This window comes from Arthrobacter sp. 05N429 (assembly GCF_056397045.1).
The window spans coordinates 18,220-38,222 of sequence record NZ_JBFTMQ010000008.1 but is presented as its reverse complement, the minus strand read 5'-3'; the positions used below and the strand labels follow the sequence as shown (position 1 = coordinate 38,222).

The window sequence follows — 20,003 nt, the reverse complement described above, 5'->3', positions numbered from 1 at the left end:
CAGGCGTGGCTTCCCGGGACTTTTCTCCCAGATGACAGAGAGGTCATCATGCGCATAGTCGCCAGAATCCTCACACCCTTGATGGTGGCTGGACTGCTTGTGGGGCTCGCCGCTCCGGTCGCGAGTGCGGCCGTGGCACAGGTGAGCGCAACGGTCGAAACGGCCCCGATACACGGATCAGGGGATGCCGCGGACGACCCAGCCATCTGGATCCATCCCACCGACCCGTCGAAGAGCACCATCATCGGCACGGACAAGAGCACGGATGGGCGCGGTCTTGTTGTCTACGACCTGTCAGGACGGGAGTTGTTCTACTACCCCGACGGACGGATGAACAACGTTGACGTCCGCTACAACTTCCCCCTCGGCAGCAGCCGCGTCGGCTTGGTCGGTGTCTCGAACCGGGCACGGAGCCTCGACTTCTACAAGGTCAACGAGTCGGATCGCTCGCTGACGAAGGTCGGCAGCTTCGCGCCCACCGCCAACATCGCCACGCCCCGCGGGTTCTCCTTCTACCACTCCCCGGACACCGGCAAGTACTTCGCCTATGTCACCGATATCGGCAAGGTCGAGCAGTGGGAACTCGACGGCTCCACCGGATCAGTTAAGGGACGGCTCGTGCGCAGCTGGACGGTGAGCGGTCCCGCCCACACCGAGGGCCTGGTGGCCGATGATGAGATGAAGCGGCTCTACATCGCGCAGGAGGACATCGGCGGGATCTGGCGCTATGGAGCCGAGCCGGGGGACTCGACCGCCGGGACGAGAGTTGTCAGCACCACTGAGAGTGGCGGCGACATCGTCCAGGACATCAAGGGCATCAGCATCTACTACGGCAGCGGTGGCGCCGGTTACCTGCTGGCCGCGAGCCAGGGCTCGAACCGATTCCACGCCTACACCCGCGACGACAATCGACCGCTGGGAGCCTTCGCCATCCCGGCCGGGAACGGGATCGATGCCGTCACCGGCATGGACGGGGTAGACGTCACGAACTTCGGCGTCGGCGGGCCCTTCCCCCAGGGCTTCTTCGTCACACAGGACACCGCCAACGACGGCGGGCAGCGCCAGAACTTCAAGGCGGTGCCATGGCAGTCCATCGCTGCCGCCTACACGCCCGCTCTACTCATCGACGCTGCCTACGACCCGCGCAAAATCGGGGCCGGGACCCCCACTTCCCAACCGCCGGAAACGACGATCACGAGCCAGCCGGCCAACCCGACGAGCTCCACATCGGCTCAGTTCGGCTTCACCTCGACGTCGACCGGCGCGACCTTCGCCTGCTCACTCGACTCGGCGGCATTCGCCACCTGCATCAGTCCGGTGTCGCACACAGGACTGTCTGCTGGCGTGCATACCTTCCAGGTTCGTGCCGCTGACCAGTACGGCGCCGACCCGACTCCCGCCAGCTATACGTGGACCGTAGACACGACCCCACCGCCGGCGGACACGGTGCCCCCGGAGACGACGATCACGTCGGGACCGCCTGCGGCATCGACGTCGACCAGCGCCTCCTTCGCCTTTACCTCAAGTGAAGCCAATTCGACGTTCCAGTGCAGCCTGGACGGTGGGCCGCGCGTCGCGTGCAGCTCGCCCCAGACCTACACCGGGTTGTCGATCGGATCCCACACTTTCGGTGTCTGGGCCACCGACGCGGCCGGCAACACCGATGCGACGGCAGCGACGCAGACCTGGAGCGTCAGCCCCAGCGACCCCGGCGGCGGCAGCGGCAGCATCGTCCGCGAGTCGGTAAGCCAAGCCACGAACACTGCGGCGGGCACCACGCTCACGATCCCCAAGCCCGCCAACGTCGCCCAGGGCGATCTCCTGGTCAGCTGCCTCTCCCTGAACGGCGGCAGCATCACCACGACAGGTGCCCCGGCCGGGTGGACACGGCTGGCCGCCGTGACCACCATCGCGAACCCGAAAGTGTACGGCTACTACAAGGTGGCCACTGCGTCCGAGTCGGCGAGCTATTCCTGGACCACGACTTCGACGACAAGCGGAGGGGGTATCGCGAGGTATTCCGGCGCCGCGGGGCTTGACACCGCCGCCACGACCGCGTCCGGCGCGGCGACATCCTCGGGAACCGTCCCGGCAGTGACGAGCACGACCTCGAAAGCGATGCTCGTCGGATGCATGAGCGTCAACTCCGGCTCGGTCAGCCTCACTTCGCCGGCCGGCATGGCCCAGGCAGTCGAGACCGGCGCACGCCGCTTCGAGGTTGCCGACGGCATTCAGGCGAACGCGGGACCAAGCGGGGCGAAGACGTGGACGTTCAGCGCCGCCCGCGAGTGGGCCGGCTGGCTGATTGCGCTTCGACCGAAGACACCGTAACGCCCCTCGCACCGGCACTCAGCACCAAGATTCCGGCAAGCTGGCTCCATCGTTTTGAGACCATGGAGCCAGCCTTTGCGGAATCCGGCTCGATCGGAACACCGAAATGGTCTCTCCCCAGAAAGATGCCCGGGCCAGATCCCATCGTCAGGCTAGACGGCTTAGCTTTGACGGGCAATAGGCACCCGTTTGACTTGAAAATCCGCACATTCCGTGATTTTTGATGCCACGGTTTCCAGGTTTGTGCGTTCAGGGACTTCGTCAGCCCGCCGGGGTCACCACGTCCTCCAGAACCGAGCGGTCGAAGAAACGGACCTCGCCGGTTTCCTGGAAATACACGGGCACCACGGACGTGCTGGGGTCCTTCGAGGTTTCGTAGATTTCGGACGGGGTCCCGTGCTTGCGGGCAATGGTTCCGACCAGGTCCGTGCCGCGAACCTTGACGGTTCGAAATTTGTAGCTCATTGGGCTCCCTTAGTGACGTGAGACACACCCTACTCCACGCTCCCCAGAGCGTCGCGGAACTACCCGAAGCCCCCACTGGTGCACAATGCGTTTATGACCAATGACGCTCTCCGCCCGGTCTACTTCCTTTCGGACAGCACGGGCATCACCGCAGAAACGCTCGGCAACACCCTGCTGACGCAGTTCCCCGAGAACGAATTCGACCGCATCACGATCCCCTTCATCACCACCGTCGACCAGGCCCGGGCCGTCGTCAAGGTGATCGACCACCGTGCCGTCACCGGCCTGCAGCCGATCGTCTTCTCGACCGCCGTCGGCAGCGAAATCCGCCAGACCCTGGGCACCTGCAACGGGATCATCGTGGACCTCATTGGGACCCACGTCGGGCAGCTGGAGCGGGCCCTGGGGACCGCGGCCAGCGGGGAGCCGGGCCGGGCGCACGGACTGGGCAACGCTGCCCGCTACCAGTCCCGGATGGCCGCCGTCGAATACGCCATGGAGCACGACGACGGCCAGAGCCTGCGCGCGCTCGAAAAGGCCCAGGTCATCCTGGTGGCCCCGTCCCGGTGCGGCAAAACGCCCACCACCATGTACCTGGCGCTGCAGCACGGAATCTTTGCCGCGAACTTCCCGCTGGTGGACGAGGACTTTGACAGGGAAGGACTCCCCAAGCCGCTGCGGCCGTTCATTTCAAAATGTTTCGGCCTCACCACCAATCCCCTGCGCCTCAGCCAGGTCCGCACCGAACGCCGCCGCGGCTCGCCCTACGCATCACTGCGCCAGTGCGGCTTCGAGCTGCGCAGCGCCGAGCGGCTGTACGTGTCCCACGGGATTCCCTACCTCAATTCGGCCAGCGTCTCGGTTGAGGAAATGGCGGCCACCATCCTGCAAAAAATGAACCTCAAGCATTAAGGGCAGGGGCTTCACAAGTGTTGCGTGGACCACATCAGGTGGAAACACCGGCGGAGACCTGTCACTGTTGACAGCGATTGCGCCCATCAACCGGCGACCGCCCCGGGCGGGCGGCGATACCGCATGCCATCATCTGCAAAGGAGCAGTAACCATGACGACAGACATCCTGTGGTTCTCAGAACTCGGCCTCAAGGACCTGGACCGGGTGGGCGGCAAGAACGCCTCCCTCGGCGAGATGGTGCAGAACCTGACGTCGGCCGGCGTCCAGGTCCCGGACGGCTTCGCCACCACCGCCGACGCCTACCGCAGCTTCCTGGCCGACTCGGGACTGGACCAGAAGATCGCCGACCGGCTGGTGGGCCTGGACACCGATGATGTGACGGCGCTGGCGGCAGCCGGCCAGGAAATCCGCAAACTCATGCGCGAGACGCCCTTCCTGCCGGACTTCGAAGCACAGATCCGCGCCTCGTACCAGACGCTGGTGGAGAAGCACGGCGGCTCCGAGGACCTCTCCTGGGCCGTCCGCTCCAGCGCCACGGCGGAAGACCTCCCCGACGCCTCCTTCGCCGGCCAGCAGGAAACCTTCCTGAACGTCCGCGGCATCGAGAACATCCTGCAGGCCATCAAGGATGTCTTCGCGTCCCTCTACAACGACCGCGCCATCGCCTACCGGGTGCACCACAAGTTTGAGCACGCCGAAGTGGCACTCTCGGCGGGCGTCCAGCGCATGGTCCGTTCCGACGTCGGCGCCTCCGGCGTCATGTTCACCATGGACACCGAATCCGGGTTCAAAGACGCCGTCTTCGTCACCTCCTCCTACGGCCTCGGCGAGGCTGTTGTCCAGGGCGCCGTCAACCCGGATGAGTTCTACGTCTACAAGCCCGCCCTGGAGGCGGGCCGCCCGGCCATCCTCAAGCGCGGGCTGGGCGAGAAGGCGCTCCAGATGACCTACACCAGCAACCGCGAGGTCGGCCACACCATTGACTTCGTTCCGGTCGAGGCTTCCCTGCGGAACCGCTTCAGCCTTGACGACGACGACGTCGAGCAGCTCGCCCGCCACGCCGTCGCCATCGAGAACCACTACGGGCGCCCGATGGACATCGAATGGGGCAAGGACGGGATCGACGGCGGCCTGTACATTCTGCAGGCACGCCCGGAAACCGTGCAGTCCCGCAGGACCTCCGGCAGCCTGAGCCGCTTCCGCCTGAACGAGACGGGCCGGGTGCTGGTCGAGGGCCGCGCCATCGGGCAGCGCATCGGCGCCGGAAGCGTCCGCATCCTCACCGCGATTGACCAGATGGCAGCCTTCAAGACCGGCGACGTCCTCGTCGCGGACATGACCGACCCGGACTGGGAACCGATCATGAAGCGAGCCTCCGCGATCGTGACCAACCGCGGCGGGCGCACCTGCCATGCGGCGATCATCGCCCGCGAACTGGGGATTCCCGCCGTCGTCGGCACCGGGGACGCCACGGATGTCCTCTCCGACGGACTCGACGTGACCGTTTCCTGCGCCGACGGCGAGACCGGCGTCATCTACGAAGGCCTGCTGGACTTCGTTGTCGAGGAAACCGAGATCACCCAGCTGCCCGAGGCCCCGGTCAAGGTCATGATGAACGTGGGCACGCCCGAGCAGGCGTTCACGTTCGCGCAGCTGCCCAACCACGGCGTGGGCCTGGCCCGGCTGGAATTCATCATCAACCGCCAGATCGGCATCCACCCCAAAGCGCTGCTGAACATGGACGACCAGCCCGCGGACGTCCTGGCAGAAATCCGGGAGCGGATCGCCGCCTACGACGGCCCGCGCGACTACTACATCAAGCGCCTGGCCGAGGGCGTGGCGACCATCGCCGCGGCGTTCGCGCCGGAGCCGGTGATTGTCCGGATGTCCGACTTCAAGTCCAACGAATACGCCAACCTCGTCGGCGGGCCGGCCTACGAGCCGCATGAAGAGAACCCGATGATCGGCTTCCGCGGCGCCTCCCGGTACCTCGAGCCGTCCTTCCGGGACTGCTTCGATCTGGAGTGCGAGGCACTGTCCTTCGTCCGCAACGAGATGGGCCTGACCAACGTCAAGCTGATGATCCCGTTCGTGCGCACCGTGGACGAGGCCAGCGGCGTCATCGACCTGCTCGCCGAGAACGGCCTGCGCCGCGGCGAAAACGGGCTCGAGGTCATCATGATGTGCGAGCTCCCGTCCAACGCGCTGCTGGCCGACGAGTTCCTGGACTACTTCGACGGCTTCTCCATCGGCTCCAACGACATGACCCAGCTGACCCTCGGCTTGGACCGCGATTCCGCCATCGTCGCCGCAAGCTTCGATGAGCGCAACCTTGCCGTCAAGAAGCTCCTGAGCATGGCCATCAAGGCCTGCAAGGCGCGCGGCAAGTACGTGGGCATCTGCGGCCAGGGGCCCAGCGACCACCCGGACTTCGCCGAGTGGCTGGTCGAGGAAGGCATCGACTCCGTCTCGCTGAACCCCGACACCGTGGTGGACACCTGGCTCCGGCTCTCCGGCGCTGCTGCCGCCGCCCCGGTGAACTGAAACCGTCGACTGACAGTCAGCTGACACCGTGAACTGAATTCACGTCCACAGAGATACCCCGGTCCTGGGACCGGGGTATCTCTGTCTGCCGGCCACCGTGCCCCAGGCATTGGTTGGACGCCTGCACAAGGCGGAGTTGTTGTAGCCGTCAGTTGTTCCATTGAGGAGCCGCTTCCCCACAGGGTTAGCTAAATCCCATCAGCGTTCCGCACCAATAACGTTCAGGACACATCGTGACTTTGCAGCAGGACCGGGCCAACGGCGCCCCCGGACTTTTGACCGCCCGACGAATCGGCAACCCGGCCGAGGAACTGTCAGTCGACGAACTGTGCACGGAGGACTGCCATTTTTGTTGGGGCCCCGAAACAGACTGATCCCGTCCGGGCAGCCGGCCTCCCGGCCGCAGGTTTTTCCCAGCCCGGCCGGTAGAATCGTGGGACAGCCCGCAGGCACTACCGCCCGCGGGAGCAACCATGGCCCCCGCCGGTGAAGGGAGTGTTCCGTGCGCACAGCCGCCAGAGCCCCGTTCCACGCCCTGCGTTCGGCCATGGTGGCACTCACGGTCCTGTCCCTGGCCGCCGGAGCGCACACGCTGGCCGGCGGCCGACTCCCCTCCCCCGGCATCCTGCTGGCCCTGTTGGCCCTGACGGCGCTGGCTTCCACCACCGCCACCCGGCTCAAGCTCAACTTTCCTGCCATGGCCGGCCTGCTGGGCGCCGGGCAACTGGTGCTGCACAAGGCGTTCACCGCCTTCAGCGTCCCCGCGTCCGGAACCTCGTCAGAACCGGCGGGCCACGCAGCGCCGCACCACCTCGGACCGGTTGCCCTGTCTGTCGGTGGTGACGGCCAGTTCGCCGCGTCCGTGCCGGACTCACAATTTGCCCTGCTTTCACTGCTGATGCTTGCCGGCCACGCGCTGGCTACGCTCCTCTGCGCTGTTCTCCTTGCCAGGGGCGAGGCGGCCCTGTGGTCCCTCGCGGCCTGGCTCCGCCCGCTGCTCGGGCTCCCTGTCCCGGCAGCGCCCGCAGCCGTGGCGGCGCCGCCAGCGGTTATCGGCTGGCCGGCGGGCTCCGCGCCGCTGCCGTGGCGGAATCTCCGGCGCGATTGCCGCCGCGGGCCGCCCGCCGCCGTCGTATTTTCCTGACCTAAACTCGGCCGCGGCCGCTGGAAAACACCGGGCCCCGAGTAGCGGGCCCGGATCACCGGCATCGCCGCCGCGCCCTCCCCATTTTTGCGTCGCCCCCGGGCAGCGCACGCCTGAAAGGCAACCCTGTGAAGACTTCCTCCCTACCCGTCCTGCGCCGTACCCTCACTGCCACTGCTGTAGCCGGCGGAACCGCCGCCCTGATGCTCGCCGGTATTTCGGGCGCCTCGGCGCACGTCGGCGTCACCCCGGATAAGACCACCGCGAACTCCTACGCCCTGCTGACCTTCGGAATCCCGCACGGTTGCGAGGAGTCCGGCACCACGAAGGTGACCATCACACTGCCCGCCGAACTCAACGATGCGCAGCCCACGGTCAACCCGAACTGGACAGCCGAGAAGGTCACGGAACAGCTGGCCGAGCCGAAGAAGCTCGCGGACGGCACCTCCATCACCAAGCGGACCAGCCAGATCGTCTACACCGCCAAGTCACCGCTGGATCCTTCCCTCCGCGATGCCCTGGTGCTCTCCGTCAAGCTGCCCGATGTTGCGGGGAAGACCCTCTACTTCCCGACGCTGCAGAACTGTGAGGTCGGCCAGACTGATTGGTCCCAGCTCCCCGCCGAGGGGCAGGATCCGCACTCCCTCAAGGCACCGGCACCGTCCGTGACGGTCACGGCCGCCGTTGCGGCTGACGGGCACGCGGCCCATGCTGCCAGCACGTCGGACACCACCCCGGAGACCGTCCAGGCCGCTGCGGTGAACGACGACGGCGCCCAGGCCCGGAGCTGGGCCGGGCTGGTGGCCGGCGTGGGCGGCCTCGCCCTCGGCGGCCTCGCCCTGGTCCGCGGCCGGAGCAACAAGCCCGTCCCGGTCCGGGCCTCGGCACCCGGCTCCGCCCCCAAGGAGTAGCTGACCTCGATTGATGCCCGGAAATCACAATCCGGGCATCAATCGGGCGCGGCCGTCGTGGCATCGTTGACTCCAGCCACGTCGGGCACGAGGGTGGTGCCATGACGGCTCAGCGAATCACCAACAGACTGGCATTTACGACGGCGGCAGCCGCGGCAGTGCTCTTCCTCGCCGGCTGCAGCACCGGCACCCCGCAGTCCCAGGCGTCCAGCACTCCAGCGGCTTCGCCCACCAGCTCCGCGAGCCAGCCCGCCTCCTCCGGCGCTGCCGCCGGCGCCGGCGCCTCGACTCCCACGCCGGCAGTGCCAGCACCCGCCGGTCCTGCACTCTGCAAGGCAGCAGGGCTGACGGCCACCACCGATTCCACCGGCGGAGGCGCGGCCGGCAGCGTCTACATGCAGTTGCTCCTGACGAACACCGGCTCCGAACCCTGCCTCCTGTTTGGCTTTGCCGGCGTCTCCCTCACCGCCGGTGCCGATGGGGACCCGATCGGCGCCGCAGCGGCCCGGGACACCACCCCTCCCACCGAGGTTCTGCTCGAGCCGGGCCAGGCCGGCGCCGCCACGCTGCGCTACACCCAGGCCCGCAACTACCCGGACTGCACGGTCGTTGCGGCGGCAGGCTTCCGTGTTTACCCACCTGAAGACACCGCATCGCTGTTCGTCGCCCAGCCCCGGGACGCCTGCAGCAACGCCGGCATCAACCTGCTCACGGTCGGCGCTTTCCAGGCCCAGTAGGTTTTCTCACGCCGAGGTGAGACGTTGTGCCCATGCCCGTCCGGGTCATGGGCGCAAAGTTTCACCTCGCGCGGGTGGATGCCACGTTTGGTGATACCGCCCGGGCTGCGGCCCGCCATTTCCTGTCGTTGCCTTAGGGCATGATGGAGGAATGAAGGGGCAGGAGCACGCCGGAGGCACACTCGAGGCAGACGCCATGGACCGGTTCAGCCGGCCGACGCGGGACTGGTTCCTGGGTGCCTTCGCTGAGCCCACCCCGGCCCAGAACGGCGCCTGGAACGCGATCTCCTCCGGCGCGCACGCTCTCGTGGTCGCGCCGACCGGTTCCGGAAAGACCCTCGCGGCCTTTCTCTGGGCTCTCGACCGGCTGCTCGTCTCAGCCCCCGCCGAGCCCGAGTCGCTGCCCGGCCTGGACACCACGAAAGGAATCCGGCGGAAGGCGCCCAAACGCAAAACCCGGGTCCTCTACATTTCGCCGCTCAAGGCGCTCGGCGTCGACGTCGAACGCAACCTCCGCGCCCCGCTGATCGGGATCACCCAGACCGCCAAACGCCTCGGCCTGCCCGCGCCGCTGATCACTGTGGGCGTCCGTTCCGGCGACACCCCGGCGTCGGACCGCCGCTCGCTGCTGAGCAACCCGCCGGACATCCTGATCACCACCCCCGAATCGCTGTTCCTCATGCTGACGTCCAAGGCGCGGGAGACGCTGAGCGAGGTGGACACCATCATCGTCGACGAGGTCCACGCCGTGGCCGGCACCAAGCGCGGCGCGCATCTGGCCGTGTCGCTGGAACGCCTCGACGCCCTGCTGCCCAAGCCGGCCCAGCGGATCGGGCTCTCGGCCACCGTGGAGCCCAAGGAGCTTGTGGCGCAGTTCCTCGCCGGCTCCGCGCCGGTGGAGATCGTGGCCCCGCCGTCGAAGAAGAACTGGGACCTGACGGTCTCGGTGCCGGTGGAGGACATGTCCGATCTGCAGGGCGCGGCCGGCGCGTTCGACTCCGGCCCGGCCTCGGGGCTGCAGCCGCAGGCGTCGATCTGGCCGCACGTGGAGGAGAAGATCGTGGACCTGGTGCTGGCCAACCAGTCCACCATTGTGTTCGCCAATTCCCGCCGGCTCGCCGAACGGCTGACCGCCCGGCTCAACGAGATCTACGCCGAGCGCCAGCTCATGGCCGCCGGCGGCGGCTGGGCCGAGTTTGGTGCCGCGGCGCCGGACTTCGAAGCCGTCCCGGCGGGAGCGCCGGCCGGCGGCGCCGCAGGGGCGCCAGGGCAGGCGGCCCCGACGTCGACGGCGACCCCGGCCCACATGATGGCGCAGGCCGGCAGCACCGCCGGCGCGGATCCTGTCCTGGCCCGCGCCCACCACGGCTCGGTCTCCAAGGACCAGCGGGCCCTGATCGAGGACGACCTGAAATCCGGCCGGCTGCGCTGCGTCGTGGCCACATCCTCCCTCGAACTCGGCATCGACATGGGCGCCGTGGACCTCGTAGTGCAAGTGGAATCCCCTCCGTCCGTGGCCAGCGGGCTGCAGCGGGTGGGCCGCGCCGGCCACCAGGTCGGGGAGGTCTCCCAGGGCGTACTGTTCCCCAAGCACCGCGCGGATCTGGTGCACACCACTATCACGGTGGAACGGATGCTCGCCGGCAAGATCGAACGGCTCTTCGTCCCGGCGAACCCGCTGGACATCCTGGCCCAGCAGACCGTCGCGGCCACGGCGCTGGGTTCCATCGATGTGGAGGACTGGTTCGCCACCGTGCGGCGGTCGGCGCCGTTCGCCTCGCTCCCCCGCTCCGCCTTCGAGGCAACGCTCGACCTGCTCGCCGGCCGCTACCCGTCAGACGAATTCGCGGAACTGCGGCCCCGCATCATCTGGGACCGGAACGCCGGGACCATCGAGGGACGCCCCGGCGCTCAGCGGCTGGCCGTCACCTCCGGCGGCACCATCCCGGACCGCGGGCTCTTCGGCGTCTACATCATCGGCACCGAGGCCGAAGGGACCGGTTCCTCCGGCGCCGCGGGCTCCGCAGGTGGCGACGGCCGGGCCGCCAGCCCGGCCGCCGCCGCGGCCAAGGGCGGCCGCCGGGTCGGCGAACTCGACGAGGAAATGGTCTACGAATCCCGCGTGGGTGACGTCTTCGCACTTGGTGCCACCAGCTGGAAGATCGAGGACATCACCCACGACCGGGTCCTGGTCTCCCCCGCCTTCGGCCAGCCCGGGAAACTCCCGTTCTGGAAGGGCGACTCCCTCGGCAGGCCGGTGGACCTGGGCCGCGCCCTGGGCGCTTTCGTACGCGAACTGTCAGCGTCCGACGTCGGGCCGGCCACCGAACGCTGCAAGGCCAGCGGCCTGGACGATTTCGCCGCCAACAACCTGATCCAGTACCTCGGCGAGCAGAAGCTGGCCACCGAGGTGGTCCCCAGCGACACCACCCTGGTGGTGGAGCGCTTCCACGACGAGCTCGGCGACTGGCGGGTGGTGCTGCACAGCCCGTTCGGCATGCCGGTACACGCACCGTGGGCCCTCGCCGTCGGGCAGCGGCTGCATCAGCGCTTTGGGCTGGACGGCTCCGCGATGGCCGCCGACGACGGCATCGTGCTGCGGGTGCCCATGATGGAGGACGAGCCGCCCGGCGCCGAGCTGTTCCTCTTCGACCCGGAGGAACTCGAGCAGATCGTGACGGCGGAGGTCGGCGGCAGCGCCCTCTTCGCCTCCCGCTTCCGCGAGTGCGCCGCCCGCGCCCTGCTCCTGCCCCGGCAGAACCCCGGCAAACGGCAGCCCCTGTGGCAGCAGCGCCAGCGTTCTGCCCAGCTGCTGGATGTTGCCCGGAAGTACCCCACTTTCCCGATCGTCCTCGAGACTGTCCGCGAGTGCCTGCAGGACGTGTACGACCTTCCGGCGCTGAAGGACATCGCGGCGTCGATCGAGCGCCGCGAGCTCCGGATCGTGCAGACCACCACCCAGCAGCCCTCACCGTTCGCCAAGTCCCTGCTGTTCGGCTACGTCGCGCAGTTCCTCTACGAGGGCGATTCCCCGCTGGCCGAGCGCCGGGCCGCGGCGCTGGCGCTGGATTCGACCCTGCTCAATGAGCTCCTGGGCCGGGTGGAGCTGCGCGAGCTGCTCGATGCCAAGGTCATTGACGCCACCGAGCGGGAGCTGCAGCGCCTCGCGCCGGACCGGAAGGTCCGGGGGCTCGAAGGGGTCGCGGACCTGCTCCGGCTGCTGGGCCCGCTGACCCCGGAGGAAGTCGCCGCGCGGCTCGAACCGGCCGTTGAGGCTGCGCTGGCCGCCGGACCCGCTGCGGAAACTGAGCCTGGCGTTGACGCCGGGCCCGCCGAGGTTGCGGACGTCCGGGCTCCGCAGGTCGAGACCCCTGTCGCCGATGCCGCCGCGCACCTCGTGGCGCTCCAGCGCGCCAACCGCGCCATCAAGGTCAACGTCGGCGGCGCCGAACGCTACGCCGCAGTGGAGGACGCCGCCCGCCTCCGCGACGCCCTCGGCGTCCCGCTGCCGATGGGTGTGCCGCTGGCCTTCATCGAGCCGGTCGCTGATCCGTTGGGCGACCTCGTCTCGCGCTATGCCCGCACCCACGGGCCCTTCACCTCCGCAGAGGCGGCCGCCCGCCTGGGACTCGGCGTCGCCGTCGTCGGCACCGCGCTGAAGCGGCTCGCCGCGGACGGCCGCGTGGTGGAAGGCGAGTTCCGTCCGCACGCCTCGCCCCCGCCGGTGCCCGACGCCGGGGCCGACGCCGGCGATGCGGACTCCGAGACGCAGGCCGCCGCTGCGGTGGCGCCGCTGGCCGGCGTCAGCGAATGGTGCGACGCCGAAGTCCTGCGCAAGCTCCGCCGCCGCTCGCTGGCAGCGCTGCGTGCCGAGGTCGAGCCCGTAGACGCCGCTGCGTACGGACGTTTCCTGCCGGCCTGGCAAAATGTCCGTGTCCCGGGCAAGCGCGGGCAGTCGGCGCTGCGCGGACTTGACGGGATCATCACCGCCGTCGACCAGCTCTCAGGCGTGCCCATTCCGGCCTCCGCCTGGGAACCGCTGATCCTCGCCGGCCGGGTATCGGACTACCAGCCCGCCATGCTCGATGAACTCATGGCGGCCGGCGAAGTGCTCTGGTCCGGTGCGGGCTCACTCCCCGGCAACGACGGCTGGGTCAGCCTGCATCTGGCCGATTCCGCCGAGCTCACGCTGAACCCGGCCATCGATTTCGAACCGGGAGACGCGCAGCAGCGGCTGCTGGACCACCTGCGCAACAATGGCGGCGGCTACTTCTTCCGGCAGCTGACAGAGGTCGCCGGGGGCATGGACGCGGTGCTCAGCGACCAGGACGTCGTCTCCGCACTCTGGGACCTCGCCTGGGCGGGACGGATCACCGGCGACACCTTCGCCCCGGTCCGGGCGATGATTGCCGGCGGACACACGGCGCACCGGCAGGTTGCCCGCGCGCCGCGGGCCCGGGCTCCCCGGATGAGCCGGCTGGGACGCGCCCACGGGACCGGATTGCTCGGGTCCCCCGGGCTGACCGGAGGGCGGTACGGTTCCGTAACCGGCACGGCACCCACTCCCCCGCTGGCCGCGGGCCGCTGGTCCGCCCTGCCCGCACCCGAACTGGATGCCACCATCCATGCCCGGGCCACCGCGGAACTACTGCTGGACCGGTACGGGGTGGTCACCCGCGGCTCGGTCATGGCGGAGAACATCCTGGGCGGTTTCGGCCTCATGTACAAGGTCCTGGCCCGGCTTGAGGAAGCCGGCCGGTGCCGCCGCGGCTACTTCATCGAGCACCTTGGCGCGGCACAGTTCGCCGTGCCCGCCACCGTGGACCGGTTGCGCTCCTACGCCGAGGACACCCAGCTGCACAAGCCCGAGCCGGCGGCCCTGGCCCTGGCCGCGACGGACCCCGCCAACCCCTACGGCGCCGCCCTGCCCTGGCCTGCGCTGAACGTCGAGGCGGGAACCGGCCACCGTCCCGGCCGGAAGGCGGGCGCCCTGGTGGTGCTGGTCGACGGCGCCCTGGTCCTCTACGTGGAGCGCGGCGGCAAGACCCTGCTGGCGTTCAGCGAGGACACGGAGGTCCTGGCCGCGGCCGGCGCGGCCCTGGTGGGTGTGGTCACCCGGGGAGCGGTGGACAAACTGATCATGGAAAAGGTCAACGGCCACGGCATCCTGGACACACCCGTCGCCGCCGCCCTGGCCCATGCCGGCGCCTACTCCACCCCGAAGGGGCTGAGGATCCGTGCCTGAGGGCGATTCAGTCTTCCGCGCGGCCGCCCAGCTGCATGCCGCGCTGGCGGGCCAGCAGCTGATCTCCTCCGATTTCCGCGTTCCGCGGTTCGCCACCCTCAAGCTGGGCGGCTGGACCGTGACCGAGGTGGTCCCGCGCGGCAAACACCTGCTTATGCGGGTCGAGAGCCCGGCCCGGGAACGTGGTGGCAGCCCGGCGGAACCGGACCGGCTGACGATCCATTCCCACCTCAAGATGGAGGGAACCTGGCAGGTGTACCCTCCGGGTGGCCGCTGGCGGAAGCCGGGCTTCACCGCCCGGTGCGTGCTCCGCACCGCCGCGGCAGACGCCGTCGGCTTCTCGCTCGGCATCCTGGAAGTGGTCCGCACCTCCGAGGAAGATTCCATCGTCGGCCACCTTGGCCCGGATCTGCTCGGCCCGGACTGGGACGTGGCCGAGGCGGAGCGGCGGATCCGCGCCGCACCGGACGTCCCGATCGGCGTCGCGCTGCTGGACCAGCGGAACCTCGCGGGGATCGGCAACATCTACCGCTGCGAGGCCTGCTTCCTCTCCGGCGTGCACCCGGCGGCGCCCGTTTCCGCAGTGCCGGACGTGGCCGCGATGATCACCGATGCCAAGCTCCTGCTGGAGGCCAACCTGGGGCCAGGACGCCGGACCACGGTCCTGAACCCGCGCGGCGTTGCCGTGGGCCGGAGCTCCGGGCTGCCCGGCTACTGGGTCTACCGGCGCGAACACCAGCCCTGCCTGAAGTGCCGGACCCCGGTGCGGCGCGGGGTCCTCGCGAGGGCCACCGGCACCGAGGAACGGGACATCTATTACTGCCCTGCGTGCCAGCCGGCGCCGGGCACCGGCTAGCTAACTGCGGCTCAGGGTGTAGCGACGGCGGGATCTGTTGCCACTGCCGGGAGCGTGGAGTCCTTCAGCTCCGGCACGGTGAACCGCGGCAGCAGGAGCTGCACCAGCGGGCCGATCGCCAGGGCGTACAGCACCGTCCCGACGCCGACGGATCCGCCCAGGAGCCAGCCCGCTCCGAGCACCACGACTTCAATGCCCGTGCGGGACGTCCGCACGGACCAGCCCGTGCGCCGCGCGAGTCCGGTCATGAGCCCGTCCCGCGCCCCGGGTCCCAGCCGGGCGCCGATGTAGCAGGCGGAGGCTATTCCGTTGAGCAGGATGGCGCCCGCGAGCATCCCGGCCTGCCCGCCGAGGTGGGAAAACTCGGGAATCAGTGCCAGTCCGACATCGGCGAAGACGCCCACCAGCACGGCGTTGCACAGGGTGCCGATGCCGGGCCACTGCCGCAGCGGAATCCACAGGAGCAGCACGAGGAAGCTGACGATCACCACCACCGTGCCAATGCTCAGCCCGGTCTTGACCGCGAGACCCTGGTGGAAGACGTCCCAGGGGTCCAGTCCGAGGCCGGCGCGGATGAACATGGCCAGGGAGATGCCGTACATGGCGAGGCCGATAAGGAGCTGGGAGAGTCTGCGGGTCATCATGGATCCATCCTGCCGGATAACTGGCCTTGCATTCCATAGCCAGTCTGAAATACTGGCTCTATGTCCGGATCCCTGAATCCCAGCTCCCTGGCCCGGTTGCTCGGCAAGTGGAACCTCGGCGCGGCACCCGCCTACCGGGAGCTCGCCGACGTCGTCCGCCTCCTGGTCCTGGACGGCCGCGTGCCGCTCGACGTCGCACTGCCCAGCGAACGTGCCCTCGCCGCGACCCTCGGCATCAGCCGCACCACAGTCACCGCCGCGTACTCATTGCTGCGCGAGCAGGGCTTCCTCAGCAGCGGCCAGGGCAGCCGCGGCCGGACCTGCATCCCGCAGGCCAGTCCACGTGGCACCGGCAATAGCGGGGCGAACCTCAGCGGCGCCCCTGGCCTGGCCGTTCCGGATGGAATCCTCGACCTCGCCTATGCCTCGCTGCCGGCCAGCGGCGAAGTGGTGCACCGGGCGTTCGCCTCGGCCCTGACCGAGCTGCCCGCGCTGCTGCCCGGGTTCGGCTACGACGCCCTCGGCGTGAACCCGCTGCGGGAAGCCATCGCCGGGCACTACGCGGCCGCCGGCGTGCCCACCACGGCGGAGCAGATTCTGGTGACATCCGGCGCGCAGCACGCGCTGAACGTCGTGCTCCGCACCCTTGCCGGCCGGGCCGACAAGGTCCTCGTGGAGCATCCCAGCTACCCGAACGCGATCGACGCCATCCGGGCCGCGGGCTGCCGGCTGGTGCCGGTGGCCATGCCGGCCGCCCATGCCGCCGCCCCGTCCGCAGCGCCTTCCGGCGGCCGCCCGGGCTGGGACCTGGCGGCGATCGAGACGGCGTTGACGCAGCAGCGGCCCGCCATGGCCTACGTGGTCCCGGACTTCCACAATCCCACCGGGCGGCTGATGTCCGATGCCCAGCGGCGCCGGCTGGTCCGCGCCGCCGCAGCAGCGGGGACAGTCCTCGTTGTCGACGAGACACTCCGGGAGCTGAACCTCGACGGCGTCGCCTCCACGCCGCTGGCCGCCTTCAGCCCCGCAGTGGTCTCCATCGGCTCCCTCAGCAAGTCGCACTGGGCAGGATTGCGGACCGGCTGGATCCGGGCCGATGAATCCCTCATCCAGCGGTTCGCCGCCGCCCGCACCACCATGGACCTCGGCGGCCCGGTGGTGGAACAGCTCGCGGCGGCCCACCTCGTCAACGCGCTCTCCGAACCCCTCCCGGCCCGGCTGGCCACCTTGCGGGACAACCGCGACGCCCTGCTGGAGCTCATCGCCGCACACTTGCCGGACTGGCAGAGCGAACGGCCCGACGGCGGCTTGTCGGTATGGTGCCGCCTTCCCGCCCCCATCAGCACCGCGCTGGCCGTGGTGGCCCCGGACTTCGGCATCCGGCTCGCGGCCGGGCCCCGCTTCGGCACAGGCGGCGCCTTCGAGCACTATCTCCGCGTGCCGTTCACCCTGCCCCCGGAACAGCTGGAAACCGCCGTACTGGCGCTGCGTGCTGCCCAGGACAAGCTGGCGGCTTCCCCGCAACTGCGGCGGAACCTCGGAGCTCCGCCGGCCGCGGCCATCGCCTGAGCCTGCGCCGGCGTTACGGGTTCAGCGGAGGACGCGGACGGCAGATCCGGAACGGCTAGGCGTAGACGTTCTTTAGGAACCCGCCCCAGGCCTTCGCTGTGGTTTCGGAATCCCCGCTGCCGCTGAAGTCGTGGACCGTCATGCCGACCGTGGCGCCGAAGGCATTGCGGCCGAAGAACCGGTACAGCGTGTCCGCGGTGCGCAGGCCAAAGAAATTCTCGTTGGCGAAGTCCACCTCACCTGAGAGCTTCCCGACGCCGTCGAGCTCCAGCTCCACGGCACTGCCAGCCGCCGCCCCCTCGGCGCCCAGGGCCTTCTTGAGCCGGACAAAGCCGTCCGGCGTCGCCGAGGCCGCAGGTGCCTGGACGTCGGTGAAGACCACCGGCCTGCCGTCGAAATACTGCAGGTACTGGCCGAGGGTGTGCAGGTAGAACTCCGTGTGCTTGCTGGCGCCGTCGTACTGCTGGTCCCAGTCCTCGGCGAAGATGCCGCTGTGGACGTAGTGCAGCCGGGCGCGGCCGCCGTCGAGCGGTTCCAGGACGTGCTCCAACTGGTTGAACCAGCCATCCGGGCCGTCCATCCGGGACACCAAATGGGCCGGGTACTCATCCACCGTGCGCACGGCCGGCCACTCGTCCGTGGGGAACATCCACGCCGGCGTGCCAGCAGTGACCGCTTCCCAGACCCTCCCGGGGGTGCCGGGCAGTTCCGTGTCCACGATGATTTCGAAGTTCCGCTTGTCAGTCATTGTCCTGCTCCTTAGCTGATGGGTTCTTGGGTGATGTCTTGAGTGAAGGGTGAAGCGCGACGACGAGGCGGTGCTTGCGCCCCGCGGCAACCCCCGTCCCCTGGGCCGCCGGTCCGCCGTCGTGGTACTTGTCCACGAGCCGGGTCACGGCGACGCCGAGTTCCTCGGCGAACGCGGCCCGGTCCGCGGCCGTGCGGAAGGTGATCTCGCCGTCGATGGCGAAGGTGGCCAGCGGCTGTTTGGCTGCGGCTGCTCCTGCGATCAGCCGGCCCGTCTCCTGAACCATGCGGCTGGCCAGGGCCAGCAGCCAGAAGGCCGAAAAGCGGTCCGAGAACCGGTGCGGGTCCGGGGCCACCGACGCCAGCGCCGCAGGGGAAATGAGGTAGGAGGCTGCGCTCGCCCGCAGGATGCGCTCCGTGACGTTGCCCTTCCGACGCTCCTGCACCAGTTCCACCAGCCCGTGCCGTTCCAGGGCCTTGAGGTGGTAGTTCACCTTCTGCCGCGGCAGGCCTACCCTGGCAGCGAGCTGCGTGGCCGAGCCAGGCTCGGCGAGTTCCATCAGGATGCGGGTCCGGATCGGGTCCAAGGACGCCTCCGCCGCGGCCGGGTCTTCGATCACTTCGATGTCCAACATGCCTCCAGTCTGGCCACCGACAGTTTTATTTGTCAAGAACTTTTTTACCGTCGGAACGCGCCTGCACCGAGGTCGCCGGAAACGTGCCGGCTCGTCGTAAGCTCCGGCGTACTCGAGGGTTTCCGGCGATTTCGCGGCTGGGCCCACCCACGCGGGCGCAACCTGGCGGCAAAGTAGAATGGACCGGTGATGCAATCCCCCCTGCCCGTGCGCGACGGCGTCAACGCGACCCGCCTCCGCCTTCCGGACGAGGGGCCGTGGGACACCGCCATGGACTACATGATGCACCGCTGGGGCCACATCGACCCGCAGGGCATCGAGGACCGCTTCGACGCCGGCGAGATCGTGGGCGAGGCCGGCATCCCGCTCAGCCGCGCCACGCCGCTGCGGAACCACACCTTTATCTGGTACTACCGCACCCTGCCGCCGGAGACCAGGATCCCGGTGGAACTGGCCATCCTGCACCAGGACGACCACCTCCTCGTCGTGGACAAGCCGCACTTTCTCCCCACCACGCCCGGCGGCACCTACATCCAGGAGTCCGCACTGGTCCGGCTCCGGAACCAGCTGAACCTCCCGGACCTCATTCCCATGCACCGGCTGGACCGCATGACCGCCGGAATCCTGCTGCTCTCCACGAATCCCGAAACGCGGGGCAAATACCAGGTGCTTTTCGAGAAGCGCCAGGTCCAGAAGGAGTACGAGTGCGTGTCCGCCGCGGAGCCCGCGCCCGGGCACGCCGCCGTCGACTTCCCCGTCGTGGTCCGGAACCGGATGACCAAGTCCCGCAGCTACCTGCTGGCCGAGGTGATCGACGGCGAACCCAACGCCGAGACCCGGATTGAACGGCTGCGGACTTTCGACGGCGCCGCCCCGGCTACCCCCGGCGCCGGCATCCCCAACACCGCGTCCGACGGCGCCCCGCGCCGTGCGCTGTACCGGCTGGAGCCGCACTCTGGCAAGACCCACCAGCTCCGGGTGCACATGGCCTCGTTGGGACTGGGGATCGTCAACGACGCCTTCTACCCGGAGCTGCTGGACAAGGCGCCGGACGATTATTCGAAGCCGCTCCAGCTGCTGGCCCGCGGGATCCGGTTCGTGGACCCCATCACCGGCAACCCGGTGGAGTACCGCAGCGGGCTGGAGCTCACCGAGGCCCGCCAAGCCACATAACCAAACGGCCCGCAGCCGGCCCTCCCATAAAGCCGCACGAGCCCGCACCCGTCACGGACGGGCGTCCAGCCGGGCGTCCGGCCGGAAG

Annotated in this window: 14 protein-coding genes; 10 read left to right on the top strand and 4 right to left on the bottom strand. The window is 69.1% G+C overall.

The window, feature by feature from the left end; genetic code table 11:
* Nucleotides 1-48 precede the first annotated feature (48 nt).
* Complete coding sequence (locus AC1DF4_RS14165) at nucleotides 49-2,331, top strand: phytase (protein WP_476913482.1); 2,283 nt, start codon at nucleotides 49-51, stop codon at nucleotides 2,329-2,331.
* A 261-nt stretch (nucleotides 2,332-2,592) separates the two neighbouring features.
* On the opposite strand, the gene AC1DF4_RS14160 is transcribed toward AC1DF4_RS14165, so the two are convergent.
* Nucleotides 2,593-2,796: a hypothetical protein gene (locus tag AC1DF4_RS14160; RefSeq protein ID WP_476913481.1), complete on the bottom strand. Its 204-nt coding sequence runs from the start codon at nucleotides 2,794-2,796 to the stop codon at nucleotides 2,593-2,595.
* 93 nt (nucleotides 2,797-2,889) lie between these two features.
* Between AC1DF4_RS14160 and AC1DF4_RS14155 the strand changes: the two genes are divergently transcribed.
* The 7 genes from AC1DF4_RS14155 (at nucleotide 2,890) to AC1DF4_RS14125 (ending at nucleotide 15,147) form a co-directional block, all read left to right on the top strand.
* Complete coding sequence (locus AC1DF4_RS14155; RefSeq protein WP_476913480.1) at nucleotides 2,890-3,708, top strand: pyruvate, water dikinase regulatory protein; 819 nt, start codon at nucleotides 2,890-2,892, stop codon at nucleotides 3,706-3,708.
* 152 nt (nucleotides 3,709-3,860) lie between these two features.
* Nucleotides 3,861-6,254, top strand: a complete 2,394-nt coding sequence (ppsA, locus tag AC1DF4_RS14150) for a phosphoenolpyruvate synthase (protein ID WP_476913479.1) — start codon at nucleotides 3,861-3,863, stop codon at nucleotides 6,252-6,254.
* A 502-nt stretch (nucleotides 6,255-6,756) separates the two neighbouring features.
* The gene (locus AC1DF4_RS14145) at nucleotides 6,757-7,398 is read left to right on the top strand and encodes a hypothetical protein (protein WP_476913478.1); all 642 of its coding nucleotides are present in this window, start codon (nucleotides 6,757-6,759) and stop codon (nucleotides 7,396-7,398) included.
* A gap of 128 nt (nucleotides 7,399-7,526) precedes the next feature.
* Nucleotides 7,527-8,309, top strand: coding sequence for a YcnI family copper-binding membrane protein (locus tag AC1DF4_RS14140; RefSeq protein ID WP_476913477.1), 783 nt, complete (start codon nucleotides 7,527-7,529; stop codon nucleotides 8,307-8,309).
* Between the two features lie 101 nt (nucleotides 8,310-8,410).
* The gene (locus tag AC1DF4_RS14135) at nucleotides 8,411-9,046 is read left to right on the top strand and encodes a DUF4232 domain-containing protein (RefSeq protein WP_476913476.1); all 636 of its coding nucleotides are present in this window, start codon (nucleotides 8,411-8,413) and stop codon (nucleotides 9,044-9,046) included.
* A 151-nt stretch (nucleotides 9,047-9,197) separates the two neighbouring features.
* Nucleotides 9,198-14,291 carry an Lhr family helicase gene (locus AC1DF4_RS14130; protein ID WP_476913475.1) on the top strand — a complete coding sequence of 1,698 codons (5,094 nt, stop codon included), beginning with the start codon at nucleotides 9,198-9,200 and terminating at the stop codon, nucleotides 14,289-14,291.
* Nucleotides 14,284-15,147, top strand: coding sequence for a DNA-formamidopyrimidine glycosylase family protein (locus tag AC1DF4_RS14125; RefSeq protein WP_476913474.1), 864 nt, complete (start codon nucleotides 14,284-14,286; stop codon nucleotides 15,145-15,147). The genes AC1DF4_RS14130 and AC1DF4_RS14125 overlap by 8 nt, the downstream gene beginning before the upstream one ends.
* Before the next feature lie 11 nt (nucleotides 15,148-15,158).
* Here AC1DF4_RS14125 and yczE read toward each other — a convergent pair whose 3' ends face one another.
* Nucleotides 15,159-15,791 (bottom strand): membrane protein YczE, encoded by a 633-nt coding sequence (gene yczE / locus AC1DF4_RS14120; RefSeq protein WP_476913473.1) that lies wholly within the window; start codon nucleotides 15,789-15,791, stop codon nucleotides 15,159-15,161.
* A gap of 60 nt (nucleotides 15,792-15,851) precedes the next feature.
* Here yczE and yczR point away from each other — a divergent pair, with 60 nt between their 5' ends.
* Complete coding sequence (gene yczR / locus AC1DF4_RS14115; protein ID WP_476913472.1) at nucleotides 15,852-17,360, top strand: MocR-like transcription factor YczR; 1,509 nt, start codon at nucleotides 15,852-15,854, stop codon at nucleotides 17,358-17,360.
* A 55-nt stretch (nucleotides 17,361-17,415) separates the two neighbouring features.
* Here the strand turns inward: yczR and AC1DF4_RS14110 are convergent, their stop codons facing one another.
* Together AC1DF4_RS14110 and AC1DF4_RS14105 are read right to left on the bottom strand one after the other, a co-directional pair.
* Nucleotides 17,416-18,108, bottom strand: a complete 693-nt coding sequence (locus AC1DF4_RS14110; RefSeq protein ID WP_476913471.1) for an SRPBCC family protein — start codon at nucleotides 18,106-18,108, stop codon at nucleotides 17,416-17,418.
* Nucleotides 18,101-18,742, bottom strand: a complete 642-nt coding sequence (locus AC1DF4_RS14105; protein WP_476913470.1) for a helix-turn-helix domain-containing protein — start codon at nucleotides 18,740-18,742, stop codon at nucleotides 18,101-18,103. The genes AC1DF4_RS14110 and AC1DF4_RS14105 overlap by 8 nt, the downstream gene beginning before the upstream one ends.
* 189 nt (nucleotides 18,743-18,931) lie before the next feature.
* Here AC1DF4_RS14105 and AC1DF4_RS14100 point away from each other — a divergent pair, with 189 nt between their 5' ends.
* Nucleotides 18,932-19,915 carry an RluA family pseudouridine synthase gene (locus AC1DF4_RS14100; RefSeq protein WP_476913542.1) on the top strand — a complete coding sequence of 328 codons (984 nt, stop codon included), beginning with the start codon at nucleotides 18,932-18,934 and terminating at the stop codon, nucleotides 19,913-19,915.
* The last annotated feature ends 88 nt before the right edge of the window (nucleotides 19,916-20,003 follow it).